Origin of the sequence: Mycolicibacterium frederiksbergense (assembly GCF_012223425.1) — a bacterium.
Lineage (GTDB): Bacteria > Actinomycetota > Actinomycetes > Mycobacteriales > Mycobacteriaceae > Mycobacterium > Mycobacterium frederiksbergense.
The window spans coordinates 2,843,624-2,860,765 of record NZ_CP038799.1; the positions used below are offsets into that span (position 1 = coordinate 2,843,624).

Consider the following 17,142-nt stretch of genomic DNA (forward strand, 5'->3'; position numbering starts at 1 on the left):
CTACGGCCCGATGCGGATCTCCCCGGGCGAGTACAGCCCGGAGTGCGTGGAACTACCCAGCTCGAGCTGGGCTGGTTCGGCATCGACGATGGTGTCGAAGCGCCGCAGCGAGCCCCAGTCCTGGCCCCAGTCCTTGGACAGATACGTCGACATCACCGAGGCCCGCAGCAGCAGGTCGGTGACGCCCAGCAGCCCGCCCTCCAGGCCGTTCTGCCAGGTGTCCGTGCTCTGCAGCTTGGCGAAGTAATCCGGTGAGATCCGGTACTTCGGGACCTCGGTCACCCCGTTGGCGTGCAGCATCGGTTGCTGGCACGGGAAGACAAGGCCGACCGCCCAGTCCAGCAGCACGGGCTGCTGGGAGCCGATGTACTCCTGCACCGAGCGCACCTCAGGCACCCGCGGCGGTGTCACCGCGACCCAATCGCCCTGGCCCAGTGACAGATCCTCGGCGATCACCCGGACCGCGATCGCATCGGCCGGGATCTGCTCACGCGGGTAGCGCAGGTTGCGCCACGACGGTGTCGGGCCGATGTCATACGGGCTGACTCGTCCGGCCGGCACCGGTGCGCCGTCCGGTCCGGCGACCGCGTACTCCAGCTCGACGGTCTGACCGGAGACCTCACCCTTGGCGACGTTGACGCCGGAGATGGTGCCCGCCGCGGTGACGGTGACCAGCGGGTGCGCATCGTCGGCGGGGGGCAATTCGTACCAGGCCGAGGCCAGCCGGCTTTCCTGTTGTGCCCCGGTCGAATACGTTCCGGCGACCGGTACACGCGCGGGGTCCAGTCCGTACGGCAACGGCACCCGCGACCCGTTGACGCCGGGCCGCGGCAGCCGGATCGGCCGGTTCCAGTCATAGTCGGTGCCGGGCTGCGGATTGTTCAGCCGGATGGCCTCGGCGATGATTCGGTCCGGCACACCGTCGGGGGAGAAGCCGGGCGCGCCGGCCCCGCCCAGCGGTCCCAGCGGACCGTAATCACCGGGCAGCGCACGCAGGAAGCCGTCATTGGAGTCGGGCTCGACCAGCACGTCGTCGGCCATGCCGCAACCGCCGGCGAAGGCGCGCACGTTGGCCCAACCGTTGGAGTAGGTCGGGTACTGGCGCACCATGCCGATGGCCATCGACGCCACGAACACCACGACCATGAAGCCGGCGGCGATCGGAATCGGTGCGGCGGTGAGCCGGTCGACGACACGGGACTCCCCGCCCCCCGAGACGTGCAACCAGAACGCCCACAGCGCCGCGATCACGAACAGCACGAAGAACATCGTGCTGACCGTCACCCCGCCGATCGCCGGCACCGCGGTGTTGAACGGGACGCCGAAGTTCGAGACGTACCACCATCCGTTGACCGAGGCGAAGCAGAGAGCCAGCACGAAGAACACCAGCGACAGGAACGCCATCCGGTTGCGTGCCGACCGCAGCACCACCGGTGACACCATCACCGTGGCCAGCGCGGCCATCGCACCCGCCACCGCGGCGAACAGGCCGAAGTGGTGAATCCACTTGGTGGGGGTGAACATCAGGAAGAAGATCGTGGCGAAGATGATGCCCATCAACCGCCAGGCCGGCCCACGCGCGATGCCGGCGATCCGCTTGCGGCGCAACATCATGAACAGCGCCGGGAACAGGCACATGGCGCTGAACAGGAACGCGAACCGGCGCGAGATGGCGCCGTCGACGGTCGGCAGCACCAGGTAGTAGTACCGCAGAACCTCGGTGTACCACGCCTGGCTGGGTCCGATCGCGGTGCGGATCCTGGTGGCCTCCAGCACCGTGGCGAAGGTCTGATCGGCGAACACCACCGCCAGGATCACGGTGCCCGCGGCCAGTAGCGGTGCCAGCAGCGGCCAGGTGCCCACGACGGCCCGGCGGCGCATCAGGATGCGCAGGATGGGGCGGCCACCGGCCACCAGCGCGGCCACCGCGATCAGTCCGGTCGGCTGGATGCCGAGGGTGAAGGCCGCCGAGACGATGGCCAGCGCCGCGGGTGTCAGCCGCCCGGAACTGACCGCGCGTTCGATCAGCACGTAGGTGATCAGCGCGCCGGTCGCGATCTGGCCTTCGGGACGCAGCCCGTTGTTGAACGGCATCCAGGCGCCCAGCAGTACCAGGCCTGCCGCCCACAGCGCCGGACGGCTGGCGACCACCGCGGGCCCCAGCCGCGGTAGCACCTCGCGGGACAGCAGCAGCCAGCACACCAACGCACAGATCAGGTCGGGCAACCGGATCCAGATGCTGGCGTCGCTCACCCGGGTCATCAGCGCCAGCACGTTGTAGTACCAGCCGAACGGGTCCTCGGGGCTGCCGAACCAGCGGAAGTAGTTGGCCATGTAGCCGCCGTGATCGGCGACCCGGGCCATCTGCAGGATGTAGCCGTCGTCCGAGGAGTTGGTGCCGATGACGTACCAGAGCGCGAACCCGCCGACCACGACACCGTCGACCGGAGTGGCCGTCTTCCAGCGGGTGGGGATGAGCCGGTGCATACGCCGGCCGTCGAGGCGGTCCAGGCGCCACAGCGCCAGCACCGCGATGATCGTCGAGAGGATCGCCAGCACGATCGCGGTGAGTTTCAGCGCGGTCGGATGCGTGGTGAACCGGGTGTCGATATCGGCTGTCAGCGACAGTCCTTGCGGTGCAGGGCCGGTCAGGTCGGTGAACACGCCGACGACGGCCGGCCGCAGGTTGGGGTCGGGAAAACCGGTGCGCTGCGGGGTGCCGTCGTCCTGGGTCAGCCCGACGAACTCGGCGTAGGTGCCGTCATGGTCGGAGATGATCCGGAGGTCGGAACAGTCTGCGGCCCGGTCGCGTTCGACGCTGGCCACCACCACATTGCGCACGATGACGTCGACCCGCCCCGGGCCGTCCGCGCTCGACTCGGTGACGTTGACCAGCATCGCGTTCAGTGCCGCGTCCCGGCCCTCGGCGGGCGCGGTGCCCAGCACCAGCCCGCCCTCGGCGGGCATGTCCCGGATCACCGAGCATGGCACCGTGGCGGTCAGGGTCACCGGGGCCTGCGAGATCAGCGGAGCGGTGACATTCGAGAGCTGGCCCGCCTGAGGCCAATTCAGGGTCGCGGTGGTCTGGGTGACCGGCAGCAGCGGTACGGCGACCGCCATCACGAAGCCCAGCAGGCCGGCGATGGTGGCGACCCAGCGGGCGATCTTCACATCATTCACGGGAGGGCCCTGATCGGTCCGCCGCGACTCCAGCCGAACACGTGTGCAGTCCCTTCTTCGATGACGGCGTCGGGCGCGACATCGCGTGGCACCACCCGGATATAGCGCTCGATCGAACCCCAGTCGCGGTACCAGTCGTCACGCAGATACGTCGGGATGGTCGAGGTACGCAGCAGTGCCTGGATGAACAGGAACGGTCCTCCGTCGTCGGCGGACTGCCACTGGTTCGAGGATGCCACCATCTGCTTGAAGTTCGGGATGATCCGGTAGTCCGGCAGTTCGGCGACACCGAGACGTTCGGCGAAGGGCCGCTGGCAGGGGAAGTTGGCCGCGGTGGCGATGTCCATCAGCACCGGGGTCTGCGTGCCGAGGTACTCCTGAGCGGTCTGCAGAACCGGTACCCGCGGGGGCGTGAAGCCGAACCACTGGTCCTCGGACAGGTTCGGGTCATCGGCGACGATGCGCGCCACGTTGGCCTCCGGCGGAGCCGAGGCGAGCGGGAAACGCAGGTTGCGCCAAGCCTTCTGATAGAAGGTGTCGATCGGCTGCACCTCGGACAGGGCCTGGTAGCTGCCGTCGGGCCGGTGCACACCCCACTGCAGTTTCAGCGACTGGCCGTAGTTGAAGGAGCCGTCCTCCTCGTAGAACCAGATCGCGCCCACCGCGGCAACCGTCACCAGTGGACGGTCCGGGGTGCGGGGCGGCAGCTGGTACCAGGCCGAGGTGGCCTTGGCCGCGAGAGTGTTCTCGTCGAAGCTGCCCATCACCGGGGTCGTCTCCGGGTCCAGCCCGAAGGGCAGATACACCCGGGATCCGTTGACGCCCTCGGGGCCGTAACCGCCGCCGGTGCCCGCCGCGTAGCCGACGCCGACATTCGGCTTGTCGACCGGGCCGTCCGAGTTCGGGGTGCCGGGGTTGGCGGCCACGGGTTCGGGGGGCTCCAGCGTGTCGCTGACCCCGTTGGGGGTGAACCCGACGGGCTCCTCGCCGCCGAGCGGGCCGTACTCGCCGAAGCGCTGCCCCGGAACCGGTTGCAGCAGTCCGGCATTGGTGTCGGCCTCCACCAGGACGGCATCGGCCATGGCGCAGCTGTCGGCGGACAGCCCGGACTGCAGGGCCGCCAGGTTGGCCGAGCCGGTGGTGTAGACGGGGTAGCGGCTCGCGGTGGCCTTGAGCATCGAGCCCAGCTCCAGGACGACCATGATGACCGCGACGACCAACAGCGGGGTGGACGCCAGCGCCCGGTTGCGTCCGGTGTCGGCGACCTCGGTGTGCCCGGCGTAGTCGATACGGAAGTGCAGCCAGGCCGTCAGCAGGCCACCGGCGATCGCCAGCACCAGGAAGATCGTGGTCACCGGGAAGCCGACGATGACGGGCTGCTTGTCGAACCACGGCACCCCGTAGTTGCCGGTGTAGAAGAAGCCGTTGAGACCCGAGGTGGCCCACGCCAGCACGAACAGCAGCGCGGTCACGTACAGCGCGAGATTGCGCCGGCTGTGCAGCCCGACCCGGGCCAGTGCGAATGCCGTCACGCCGCCGAGCGCGCCCGCCAGGCCGGCGAACGCACCGAATTGGATGGCCCACTTGGTCGGGGTGAACGTCAGCAGCAGCAGTCCGATGCCGGTGGTGCCGATGAGCCGCCACACCGGCCCGTTCACCGCGCCGGGCACGGTGCCGCGGCGCAGCAGCACCATCAGCAGACCGAACAGGCACAGCAGCAGGATGAGTACCGCGAACCGGCGGGTCAGCGAACCGTCGACGCTGTCCTCGACGGTCAGGTAGTAGTAGCGCAGGAACTCCTGGTACCAGGGGACCGTCGGGCCCACCACATACTTGATGCGCGCCGACTCCGCCACCGTGGCCAGCGTCTGGTCGCGGAACACGATGACGAAGATCAGCGACGCGGCGCCGACCAGCGGTGCCAGCTGGGCCGCCAGCCCCAGGGCGGGGCGGCGTTCGCCGACGACCCGGGTGATCGCCCGGGTGCCGACGAGCAGCGGCGCCAGCGCGATCAGACCCTGCGGTGCCAGCGTCACGCAGAACACCGCGACGACGATCGCCGCCGCGGTCGGCCACAGCCGGCGGCGGCCCACCGACAGTTCCACCAGCACCCAGATGAGGACCACGCCGAACGCGATCAGCGGTTCGGGGCGCAGACCGTTGTTGAACGGCAGCCAGGCGGCCAGGAACACCGCGCCCGCGGTCCACACGGCGGCCCGGTTGCGGGCCAGCCGGTTCCCGAGCCGGGGCAGCACGACGTGGCTCAGCAGCAGCCAGGTGCCGATCGCGGCGGCGGTGGCGGGCAGCCGCATCCAGACCCCGGCGGTGCTGATCGAGGCCAGCTGCGCGAGCACGCTCTGGTACCAGTCGAACGGGGCTTCCGAGGCACCGAAATAGCGGTAGTAGTTGGCGATGTACCCGGCCTCCCCGGACACCCGGGCCATGGTCAGGTTGTAACCGTCATCGGAGGTCGGCGGCCCGACGATGTGCCAGACCAGCAGTCCGCCCACCACGCCGGCGTCGGCGAGCCACACCGACAGACCTGTGCGGCGCCGATTGCCCGGCGGTGCGCGCCGCCCGGCGGTGCGGTCCAGCAACGCCAGCGCGACGATGGAAGCCAGCACCGCGGCCACGCCGAGCACCATCACCGCGGTCTTCAGCGCGGTCGGCGAGGTGATGAAGCGGGTGTCGATGTCGACGCGCGCGTTCAGGCCGGCGTCCGGTCCGACGCGCAGGTCGGTGAAGATGCCCGCCACCTGCGGGCGCTTGTCGAGACCGAGAGTGCCGGTGGCGTCGGGGATGCCGACGAAATCCGCGCCGACGGCGCCGACATTCGCCCAGATCCGGAGCTCACTGCAGGCGCCGGAGTCGACGGCATCGCGCGGCGCGACCGCCGCGACGGTGTCCCGGAACGCGACGTAGACGACGTCGGCGGTGGCATTGACGAACAGGCCGTTGCGCCCGGCGTCGATACCGTCGGGCGGGATCGTGGAGAACACCAGTCCGCCGTCGGCGGGCAGGCTGGCGACCGTCCGGCACGGGATGGTCACGTCCAGGGATCTGGGCGCGCCGGAGACCAGCGGCGCGGTGATATCGCCGACGAAGCCGTCGGCGTTCGCGGACTGGGGCCACTGGATCGCTGCGGTGCTCTGCCGTACCGGCAGTAGCGGGGCGAGGGCGCAGAGCAGAAAGCCGACAAGGCCCGTGATGACGGCGAGAAGGCGGACTTTCCTATCGGGCACGAGGTTCAAGGTTAGGCGACAGCCGGCCCGGGACCGCCGGACGACCCGCGCTAGGCCCTATCGGGTTGCAGGGCCGCCAACCGGATATCGCCGCCGTAGTGCGCCAATACCCGGCGATCCATCACTCGGCGCCACAGCGGCGGGCACCAGGCCAGCACCAGCATGCTGCCGTAACCGGTGGGCAACTGCGGAGCCTGATCGCAGTGCTGCAGCGTCTGATAGCGCTTCTGCGGGTTGGCGTGGTGATCGGAGTGCCGCTGCAGGTGGTACAGGAACACGTTGGTGATCAGCGTGTCGCTGTTCCAGCTGTGTCGCTGCCCCACGCGCTCGTAGCGGCCGTCAGCCAGTCGCTGCCGGCGCAGGCCGTAGTGCTCGAGGTAGTTCACCGTTTCCAGCAGGCAGACGCCGATGATTGCCTGCCCGAGCAGCCACGGAATGATGACGGCGCCGAACCAGGCGACCAGGCCCGCGAAGATGGCCGCGGACAGCAGCCAGGCGTTCAGGATGTCGTTGCGCAGCGACCACCGGGACGTGCCGTCCTTGGCGAGCCGCGCGCCCTCCAGCTGCCATGCCGAGCGCAGTCCGCCCAGCACCGAACGCGGAATGAAGTGATAGACGCTCTCACCGAGCCGCGCGCTGGCGGGATCTTCCACCGTCGCCACCCGCAGATGGTGGCCGCGGTTGTGTTCGACGAAGAAATGCCCGTAGCCAGTTTGCGCGAGGGCGATCTTGCTCAGTCGCTTTTCGGTGCTGGCACGCCGGTGGCCCAATTCGTGGGCCGCGTTGATCGCAATCCCGCCCACGATTCCGACGGTGACCATCAGCCCGATCTTGTCGATCGTGCCCATGGTCAGCCATCCACCGCCGCTCCACAGCCAGCACGCGAAAATCAGCGAAAGGTACTGGTTGGGCAGGTAAACATAGTTGACCCAGCGATAGAAGTTATCGTTTTCGAGATCTTCGAGTGTGCCGCTGGGTACGTGTGTTTCGTCGGCGCCAATTAGCTGGTCAAGCACCGGAATCACGACGAATGCCAACATCGGGCCCACCCACCAGAACACCTGGAGACCGGTCAGCTGGACCATCAGCCACGCCAATCCGACCATCCCCGGGACGATGGCGCCGAGCATCCACAGATACCGTTTTACAGCCCGCCACGTGGGCGTTCTGTCGGTCTGCGCGTCGGTCACTTCGTATCCTTGCCGGGGGATGGAGAGAACTAGTTGCTGGTGCCTATTTAACCTGGTTGCGCGAGCAGTGCAAACACGGAGCCATAACGAATGATGATTTTGCTGTGAGGTTGGTGTAGGGGTGCTCAAGATCAAAGTGACACGACGGCGCTTTCTGGGTGCCGCGGCGGGTCTGGCGGCCGGTGCGGTGGGGGTGGGGGCCTGCTCGTCCAACCGGCCCGAGGAACGTCCGGCGGGGCGCGCGTTCCACCAGGCCATCGTGGTGGGCAGTGGCTACGGCGGCGGTGTCAGCGCGCTGCGCCTCGGTGAGGCGGGGGTGGACACCCTCATCCTGGAGCGTGGGCGGCTCTGGGACACCCCCGATGAGGACGGGAAGCGATTCACCAAGATGTTGCCGGCGGACACCCGCGCCGGCTGGTTCCGCGATGTCCCGCCGAGTCTGGTGCCGTCGTTCATGGGCGTGTCGGTGAATGCGGTGGCGGCGCAGAATCCCGGATCCCAGCCGATCCAGGCCGGGATCTGCGACAAGGTCACCTTCGGTGCCCACGATGTGTTCCGCGGGATCGCCGTCGGGGGCGGCTCCATGGTCAACGCCGCCATCGCCGCCGTGCCGACGCCCGATCAGGTGCGGGTCGCCTTCCCGGACATCGACCCGAACGAATTCCTGGGCACCTATGTGGAGCGGGCCAGGAACGCGTTGCAGATCAGCTACCGGGACATGGGCTGGTTCGAGCAGACCCCGTACTTCCAGTACTCCCGGGTGGGTCGCAAGTACGCCGAGGCCGCCGGCTACGGCGTCGACATCAACGGCAGCGCCTATTCGTTCGACTACATGATGCGCGAGGCCGCCGGTGAGGTGCCGCTCTCGGCGCTGGACTGGGAGTGCCAGTACGGCAACAATCACGGCCGCCTCGGCAGCGTCGACCAGACTTATGTCGCCGCGGCGCTGCGGACCGGGAACGTGCAACTGCGACCGCTCACCGAGGTGACCGGTATCCGTCAGGAACCCTCGGGCGAGTACGTGGTGTCCATTCGCGAGATCGACCGCTGGGGCAAGGAGCTCACCCGTGATGAGATCGGTTGTGAGCAGCTCTATCTGGCCGCGGGTGTGCTGGGCACCACGCACCTGCTGTTACGCGCCCGGGAGAACGGGGATCTGGCCAACCTGAACGACGAGGTCGGCAACGGCTACGGCAACAACGGTGACATCATGGTGTCGCACAACACCGCCGAACCGGTGGGCACCCAGCAGTCCCTGCTCGGCATGATCAACCTGGACGGTCGCGCCGACCCGGAAAATCCGGTGTACGCCAGCATGTTCTCGCTACCGCTGCCGCTGGAGACGAATGCGCTGGGCTACTACGCCATGGTGCGAACCGGTGACCGGGCGACGATCAGCTATGACCGGCAGTCGGACTCCGTCGGCATCGACTGGCCGCAGAGTCACACCGACCATCTGATCGAGCGTGCGCGGCTGGTATTCGACCGGGTGACCCAGGCCAACGGGGTCGACTACCGCGACGACCTGTTCGAAGGAAAGGCCTTCGCGCCCAACACTGTCCACCCGTTGGGTGGTTGTGTGCGCGGGGCGGCGACCGACCTGTTCGGGCGCGTCAACGGTCACGAGAAGCTGTACGTCAACGACGCGTCGCTGGTCCCCGGGTACATCGGTTGCAACCCGTTCATGTCCATCACTGCGCTCGCCGAACGCAACATCGAAGCCATCCTGGCCGGGCGCCGCTAGCTGGGCCGCAGCGGCGCCGGGCTCCACAACCCGCTTCGGGTGGCGGTGCCGAGTTCCAGTTCCGCGGTCTTCGCGTTCGGGTAGAACTGCCGAAGTTGTTGCAGGGAACCCCAATCGCGGAACCAGTCACCCTCCAGGTACGTCGGCACCGGGACGGCCCGCAGCAGCAACTCGGTGATGCCCAGCGGCCCGCCGCCCAAGTAGTCCATCACCGGCGAGTTGGCCTCCGCCCCGAACCGGTCCGGCAGGATGCGCCACTTGGGCACCTCGGTGACGCCGTACCGGTGGAAGAACGGCCGCTGACACGGGAAGGCAAGTCCGACAAGCCAGTCCAGCATGACCGGATCGGTGGACCCGACGACATCCTGCAGGCTGCGCAGTTCCGGGATGCGCGGCGGGGTGACGGCGATCCAGTGCTGGGGAGACAGGTCGTCATCGGAGGCCACCAGCCGCACCCGGGTGGCCTGCTCGGGGATCGCGGACATCGGGGCGCGCAGATTGCGCCACGCGGGCACGGCCCCGACATCGGCGAAACCGATGGTCCCACCGGGCTTTCCGTTGGCGGCCTGCTCCTCGGTGGCCCACTGCACCAGGACCTCGTTGGCGTCGAAGCGGCCGGCCGCCGACACCACCAGCAGCGGACCGCGATCACCGCTCGGGGGCAGCCGGTACCAGGCCGAGCGCAGCGTCGCAGGGGCCTGGGGTCCGGCCCGCCAGCTGCCCAGCACCGGGGTGCGGGCCGGGTCGAGGTTGTAGGGCAGGCGGGCCTGCGAACCGTTCACGCCGGCCGCGGCGGTGGTGCCGCCCTCGGTGCCGGGCTCGCTGCCGGACTCGTCGCTGTCCTCGGAGTCGGCGAAATTACTGGAACCGGGCTGCTCGGACACCGAGTCCGCGGAGATGTCGGACGGAATCCCGTCGGGACGGAAGTTCTGCGCGGTGCCGGCGCCCAGCGCCTCGCCGACCGGCTCGTCGATCGGGGTGAGCATCCCGACGTTCGGGTCCTGCTCGACCATCACATCGGTGGCCAGCCCACAGGTCTTGCCGCGCAACGCATCCAGATTGGAACGCCCGACCGACCACGCCGGGTACTGCGCCGTGACCGCCAGCGTCAGTGAGATCACCTGGAACAGCACCACCGCCCACGTCACGACGGCCAGCGGGGCGCCGGTGAACCGGGTCCAGGGCCGCTCCCGATCCTCGCCGCCGGCGAAATGCAGCCAGGCCGCCACCAGCAGGGCCAGCACCGACAGGCCCAGCAGCATCGTGGTGAACCCGAACTTCCACTCCGGGAACTCATTCGACCACGGGACGCCGAAGTTCGACACGTACCACCAGCCGTTGACAGTGGCGAACGACAGTGCGGTCACGAACAACACCACGGCGGTGACCACGGTGCGGTTGCGTTTGGACTTCATGGCCGTCGCGGCGATGGCCACCGCGGCCAGCGCGCCCAACGAGCCCGCCAGGCCGGCGAACACGCCGAAGTGATGCGTCCACTTGGTGGGGGTGAACATCAGCGACAGGAACGAGATGACGGTGATCCCGATCATGCGCTGCGCGGGTCCGATCGCGGTGCCGGGAATGCGCCCCTTACGCAACGTCATTGCCACCGCGATGGCCACGGCCAGCAGCAGCATGAGGACCGCGAAACGCCGGGCCACCGAACCGTCGGGGCTGGTGGTGAACAACCGGGAGTAGCGGATGTGTTCGTCGAACCAGGCCAGGCTGGGCCCGATGGTGGACTTGAACGAGCTGGCCTGCAGCTCGCCGACCAGCGTCTGGTCCCGGAAGATCAGGAAGATGGTGACGGTGCCTGCGGCGGCGATGGGCGCCAGTAGCGCGGCGTAGCCGAAGCGTGAGACATGGGCGGCCACAATCGTTCGCAGTGGGCCGACGGCGACCAGCAGCGCGCCGACCGCGGCGATGCCGGTGGGCCCGGAGAACAGCGTCAGCGCCCCGATGATGATGGCCACCGCCACCGGCAGCAGCCTGCTGGTCGCCACGCCGCGCTCCACCGAGCACCAGGTCAGCAGGATGCCGACGGCGATGATCGGCTCGGGCCGCAGGCCATTGTTCAGCGGCAGCCAGAACGCCAGGAACATTGCGGCCGCGGTCCAGGCCGCGGGGCGGCTCTTCTTGACCGCCGCCCCGAGCCGCGGGATCACCTCGCGGCTGATGATCCACCAGCAGGCCAGCCCCATCAGCAGGGTGGGCAGCCGCACCCAGATGCTGGCGGTGGACACCTGGGCCCACAGCGCGAGCAGGTCGTAGTACCAGCCGAACGGCGCCTCCGGGGTGCCGAACCAGCGGTAGTAGTTGGCCATGTAACCGGCGTGCTCGGAGACGCGGGCCATGGTCAGGATGTAGCCGTCGTCGGCGGTATTGGCGCCGACGAAATGCCACCACACCAGCAGCGCGGCCACCAGTGCATCGAGCTTGGTCAGCGACCACCAGCGCTGTGGCAGGAAACGGCGATGCCGCATGCCGTCGGCGACGTCCAGGCGGTGCAGCGCGACCAGCGCCGCGATCGTCATCACGACACCCAGCACCATCACCAGCGTCTTGAGCAGCGTGGGTGAGCTGCTGTACCGGGTGTCGATGGTCGCGGAGAGTTCCAGGCCGGGCGGCGCCGGGCCGGCCAGGTCGGTGTACACGCCGACGATCTGCGGGCGGAAGTCGTAGCCGCCGCGTTCGCCGCGCAGCGGCTCACCCGGATTCTCGTCATCGGGCCCGGCGGTCAGGCCGATGAACTCGGCGGTCACCTTGTCCGCGTGCGCGGTGAACGTCAGTTCGCGGCAGGCCGGGCTGAGCACCTCACTCAGCGGTGCGCTGACCACCGGGGTGTTGCGCACGATGACCAGCAGCTCGTTGTTGACCCGCTCGATGAGCAGCCCGCGGTCGACGGCCTTGGGCGCCTGCTTGGGCACCGTGGACAACAGCACGTTGCGCGTACCGGTGAGATCGGCGGCCGCGGCGCACGGGATGGTGATGTTCAGGTCGGTCGCGACATAGCCGATCAGCGGTGCGTCGACGCTGTCCAGCGTCCCGTCCTGCGGCCAGTTCAGCGTCGCGGTGGTCTCGGTGACGGGCAGGAACGGGGTGGCGATGGCCAGGATCGTGCCGAGCAACCCGGCGACGACAGCGACCAGTCTGGTGGTGCGGTGATTGGCCGGCGCGTCGTTCACGGAGCTAGATGCTAGTTGTCCGGCCATCAACCACCCGCCTGCGGTTTACGGATGGCCAGAACGAACGGACCGTCGGTGGACACATCCCAGCGCGGATCTTCGAACAGCGCCGCATTCAACTCGACCTGATACCGCTTGACGTTCGGCTGGTTCGGATAGACGTCCGAGGCCAGCCGCAGCGTGTAGCTGTCCGGACCGCCGCGGCGCATCAGGAACACCGTGGGTGCCTGCCAGGGCAGCTGGTCCAGCGCGGTGATGAACTCCTCGGGCGTGCCGAGCAGCGCCCAGCTCTCGATGGCCGCCGAGCGGGCCTCGAACTGCGCCAACGGGTTTGCGTAGTGCGAGGTGAGGCCCTGGAAGCCGTAGTACGGGTAGTAGGACAGGAAGCTGTAGTCCGCGGTCATCACGACGGTCTCGCTGCGCGGCACGCCGGTCACCTGCAGAATCCGCTCGTCGAGTGCGCGGTAGTACTGCTCCGCGCCGGGCGGGCGCCGGTCGGCGCGCTCGCCGTAGCCGTCGGTGTCGGTGTAGGCGACGTTGATGTCGGTGCGCAGCACATCGGGGATGTCCTGGCTGAAGGTGACCGCCCCGATGGCGCCGATGGTCGCGGCGATCGCCACCACGTGCCGGCCCGGGTGCTGGTAGCGGGCCACGACGGCCTGCGCCACCCAGATGAACCCGAATGTGCCCGCGGCGGCCAACAGCACCGACAGCGTGGGCTGCAGGCGGAAGGACAGCAGGGTGGTGCCGACCAGCGTGGTCAGCATGGACAGCAGCGACCAGGCGTAGACGGCCAGCACCCCGACGGTCAGACCGCCGGCGCGGGTGGAGGTGCGGGCGTACACGACGAGCCAGATGGTGCCGAGCATGCACAGCGCGCCCAGCAGGGTGAAGTCCAGCATCGGGAAGGTCAGCTCGGCGCCGTCCATCGGCAGGTAGTGCTGGGCGGTGCCGCTGTCGGCCGGTTCCCCGCGGGCGGCGGCCAGCAGGTAGGGGCCCCAGGTGATGAGCGCCAGCGCGCCGGCGATGACACCCATGACGGTCAGTCGCAGCAGCGGCGCGATGCTGCGGCGCGTGATTGCCAGCAGCAGCGCCATCAGGGTGACCGTGAACGCCGCGTAAGCCAGCAGCAGGGTGTAGAACAGCGCGGCCATGCCGAGGAAGAGCCCGACGCCGACAACGGCGCCCCAGGGGGTTTTGTCCGACCGCTTGAGCCCCGACCACGCCAGCACGAAGATCGGTGGCAGCAGCACGGTGATCACGGCGGCGTACGGCTCGGCCGACGTGTAGGCCAGCGTCACCGCCGCGGTGGCGGTGGACACCGCGAGCGCGATCTCGAAACGCAGCATCGCCGACCACAGCACCAGCGCGACCGCGATCGCCGCGGTGATCGAGATGATCGCCCACGGCTTGAACATCTCCCAGGCGGGCATGCCGGTCAGATCGGCGAGCCGACCGCCGATCCAGAACCAGCCCGCCGGATAGAACGGCGGCAGGCCGATGTAGGTCATATCGTGCAGTGCGGGACTGTCGGCCAGCCTGGTCAGGTATTCCGTGCGGAACTGCTGATCCACCGAGATGCCGAACAGATACAGCCGGGTGGCGCCGAGCGGCATCGCCAGGGTGACCACCGAGAACGCCGACAGGAAGACCACGGCGGCGATCCGCGCCAGCAGGTGGCGGCCGTGGCGCCACAGTGCGCCGGCGGCGAAAACGCCGGCCAAGCAGGCGAACTGGCCCACCGTGGTGAGCGCATGCAGCTGGTTGGACGAGTTGTAGGCGGGCCACTCGACGCGGGCGATCGCCAGCAGGGCGACCACGGTGAGGAGCGCGGCAGTGACGGCCGCGGCCACCATCTGGCCGGCGGTCCTGAGGATCATTTCCCGGGTCGCTTCGCTCCCGCCCTCCGGCGAACCATCAGAAGGGCAGCTTGCGGAAGATGGGCCGCGGGATGTGCCGCAGCACCGACATCAGCACCCGCACCTGGCCGGGCGCCCACACCAGGTCCTTACCCTTGGCCGCCGAGGTGACGGCCAGTTCGGCGACGTCCTCCTTGTCGACGGTGAAGGGTGCTTCCTTGGCGCCGGTGGCCTTCCAGTGCTCCAGCGTGGTGGTGGTGCGCACCTGCCCGGGGCGGATCACCAGCACGTTGACCCCATACTCCCGCAGCGCCTCGCCGAGTCCGAGGTAGAAACCGTCCAGTCCGGCCTTGGTCGAGCCGTACACGAAGTTGGAGCGGCGCACCCGCTCACCGGCCACCGAGGACATCGCGATGATCTGTCCGAAGCCCTGCGCGCGTAGCTTCTCGCCGATCAGCACGCCGACCGATACCGCAGCGACGTAGTTGATCTGTGCGGTCAGTACCGCCTTGGCCTGGTTCTGCCACAGCTCCTCGGCGTCACCGAGCACCCCGAAGGCCACTACGGCGACGTCGACATCGCCGTTTGCCCACGCCTTTTCGATGACCGCGGGATGCGATGCGGTGTCCAGTGCATCGAAGTCCAGGTACTCGACCGACTTGGCGCCGGCGGCCTGCAGCTGCGCGATCGCGGCGTCCCTCTTGGGGGCACCGGGCAGGTCGGCCAGGATGATCCGGGCCTTCGCGTTGCGCAGGTAGCGCTCGGCGATGGCCAAGGCGATCTCGGACGTTCCGCCCAGCAGCAGGATGGTCTGCGGGTTACCGGTGGCGTCGATCATGTGGAGGTATGGCCTTTCTGGAGCAATTCGAGGCTAGAGCAGTTCGAGACGACGGGCCATGTCCGAGGCGAAGACGCCTTGCGGATCCGCCTTGCGGCGCACGGCGATCCATTCGTCCACTCGGGGGTACATCTTGTGGAAGTTCTCAGCGCTGACCCGGGAATCCTTGGCGGTGTAGACACGTCCGCCGAATTCCATGACGCGGCTGTCCAGTTCGTTGAGGAACTCGTTGACACCCGGCTTGTTCGGGAAGTCCATGGCGACGTTCCAGCCGGCCATCGGGAAGCTCAGCGGTGCCTTGTTGCCCGGGCCGAACAGTTTGAACACGTTCAGCGCCGAGTAGTGACCCTGAGTCTGGATCCACCGGATGATGGCCTTGAAGTCCTCAAGGGCGTTCGGCGGCACCAGGAACTGGTGCTGCGCGAAACCTGCTGGACCGTAGGCCTTTTGCCATCCAGTGGTGATATCGAGCATGTGGTAGAACTGGGTCAGATTGACGATCTTGTTCTGGTAGTTTCCGCTGACCCGGTAGAACGCCTCGCCGACCAGGCCCAGTGACAGCTTGTTCATCACACTGACCGGGAAAAGGTTGGGCACCGCAGGCAGTTTCGGCGCGGTGAACTGCAACGGGTTCGCGGCCAGCTTCGGCGGCAGCTGATCCAGCTTGGCCAGGCTGCCCCGGCTGACGGCCGCCCGGCCCAGCTTCGGCGGCGGGTTGATCAGGTCGAACCAGGCGCTGGAGTAGGTGTAGTTGTCCTCGCTGCCGTCCTGGTGCACCGCCACGGTCTCGTCGAGATCAGCGGTGGCGATACCGTCGGCGATGAAGTACGCGGTCTCGGTGCGGGTCATGGCAATCCGGGCGCGGATCACGATGCCGGTCAAGCCGTTTCCGCCGATCGTGGCCCAGAACAGCGTCGCGTCCTTGTCGTCGGGGCCGCCCGACGGGGTGAGCGTGCGGACCTCGCCGTCGGCCATCAACAGGTCCAGCGACAGCACATGATTGCCGAAGCTCCCGGCGCTGTGGTGGTTCTTGCCGTGGATGTCCGAGCCGATGGCGCCGCCGACGGTCACCTGCCGGGTGCCCGGGAGCACCGGGACCCAGAGCCCGAACGGCAGCGCGGTCTTCATCAACTGATCGAGGCTGACCCCGGCGTCCACATCGGCGATCGCGGTCTCCGAGGACAGCGAGTGGATGCGGTTCAACCGGGTCATGTCGACGACGATGCCGCCACCGTTGCAGGCGTGGTCACCGTAGGACCGGCCCAGGCCGCGGGCCACGATGCCGCGCCGCAGGTAGGACGGACTGGACGCGGAGGCATCGGCCACCTGCCGGACGGCGGCAGCGATCACCTCGACATCGGGGGTGGACAGCACCTGCGCCACGCTGGGCGCGGTCTGGCCGAACCCGGTGAGGGATCGGGGTGTGAGGGGAAGGTCGGTAGACATATCAGTGGCAGACGATACCGGTCGGGATACCGGGGCAGATTCACCTCAGCCGGAATATCACGGCCCTCTGCACCACGAAGTTGATCACCGTCGCGGTGCCCTGCGCGATGACGAAAGCGGCCGGGACCTGCCACGACTGCCCGGCGAACTGCAGGTAGAACAGGTAATTGATGCCGACCTGAACGGCGTAGGTGAGCGCGTAGAGCGCCATCACCGCGAGGAACCGGGCCCGGCTGGGTGCGGCCTGGAAGGTCCAGCGTCGGTTGATCAGGTACGCGGTGGTCGTACCGGCGATGAAACTGAGCGTCTTGGCCAGGTTGACGTGCAGACCGAGCTTCAGCAGCAGGATGTAGAGCCCGAAGTCGACGACCGCCGACAGACCACCGGTGACGATGAAACGGACCGCCTGGGTTGTGAGGCTCAGGGGAGCGTTATCCGGGGTGTCGGCCACGCGGGCA

General features: G+C 68.3%; 9 protein-coding genes. 1 reads left to right on the forward strand and 8 read right to left on the reverse strand.

Annotation, left to right across the window (positions count from 1 at the left end; translation table 11 throughout):
• From EXE63_RS16690 to EXE63_RS16700, 3 genes are read right to left on the reverse strand one after another with little or no spacing between them, the layout of a single operon-like run.
• On the reverse strand, window positions 1-3,120 hold the full coding sequence (locus tag EXE63_RS16690) for an arabinosyltransferase domain-containing protein (protein ID WP_168145625.1): 3,120 nt from the start codon (window positions 3,118-3,120) through the stop codon (window positions 1-3).
• Between the two features lie 56 nt (window positions 3,121-3,176).
• Complete coding sequence (locus tag EXE63_RS16695; RefSeq protein ID WP_272955809.1) at window positions 3,177-6,422, reverse strand: arabinosyltransferase domain-containing protein; 3,246 nt, start codon at window positions 6,420-6,422, stop codon at window positions 3,177-3,179.
• A gap of 50 nt (window positions 6,423-6,472) precedes the next feature.
• A complete protein-coding gene (locus tag EXE63_RS16700; RefSeq protein ID WP_168145626.1) occupies window positions 6,473-7,552 on the reverse strand; it encodes an alkane 1-monooxygenase in 1,080 nt (359 codons plus the stop codon).
• A gap of 181 nt (window positions 7,553-7,733) precedes the next feature.
• On the opposite strand from EXE63_RS16700, the gene EXE63_RS16705 reads away from it, so the two are divergent.
• Window positions 7,734-9,356 carry a GMC oxidoreductase gene (locus tag EXE63_RS16705; protein ID WP_234904533.1) on the forward strand — a complete coding sequence of 541 codons (1,623 nt, stop codon included), beginning with the start codon at window positions 7,734-7,736 and terminating at the stop codon, window positions 9,354-9,356.
• Here the strand turns inward: EXE63_RS16705 and EXE63_RS16710 are convergent.
• The 5 genes from EXE63_RS16710 to EXE63_RS16730 are packed head-to-tail and all read right to left on the reverse strand — an operon-like array spanning window position 9,353 to window position 17,135.
• Complete coding sequence (locus EXE63_RS16710) at window positions 9,353-12,568, reverse strand: arabinosyltransferase domain-containing protein (protein WP_168142860.1); 3,216 nt, start codon at window positions 12,566-12,568, stop codon at window positions 9,353-9,355. The genes EXE63_RS16705 and EXE63_RS16710 overlap by 4 nt on opposite strands.
• A complete protein-coding gene (locus EXE63_RS16715; protein WP_168142861.1) occupies window positions 12,568-14,421 on the reverse strand; it encodes a galactan 5-O-arabinofuranosyltransferase in 1,854 nt (617 codons plus the stop codon). The genes EXE63_RS16710 and EXE63_RS16715 overlap by 1 nt, the downstream gene beginning before the upstream one ends.
• Before the next feature lie 37 nt (window positions 14,422-14,458).
• Window positions 14,459-15,238 carry a decaprenylphospho-beta-D-erythro-pentofuranosid-2-ulose 2-reductase gene (dprE2, locus tag EXE63_RS16720; RefSeq protein ID WP_168142862.1) on the reverse strand — a complete coding sequence of 260 codons (780 nt, stop codon included), beginning with the start codon at window positions 15,236-15,238 and terminating at the stop codon, window positions 14,459-14,461.
• A 33-nt stretch (window positions 15,239-15,271) separates the two neighbouring features.
• Entirely contained in the window at window positions 15,272-16,684 is a 1,413-nt protein-coding gene (gene dprE1, locus EXE63_RS16725; RefSeq protein WP_168142863.1) for a decaprenylphosphoryl-beta-D-ribose oxidase, read from the reverse strand.
• A gap of 40 nt (window positions 16,685-16,724) precedes the next feature.
• Window positions 16,725-17,135 carry a GtrA family protein gene (locus EXE63_RS16730; RefSeq protein ID WP_168142864.1) on the reverse strand — a complete coding sequence of 137 codons (411 nt, stop codon included), beginning with the start codon at window positions 17,133-17,135 and terminating at the stop codon, window positions 16,725-16,727.
• Between the last annotated feature and the right edge of the window lie 7 nt (window positions 17,136-17,142).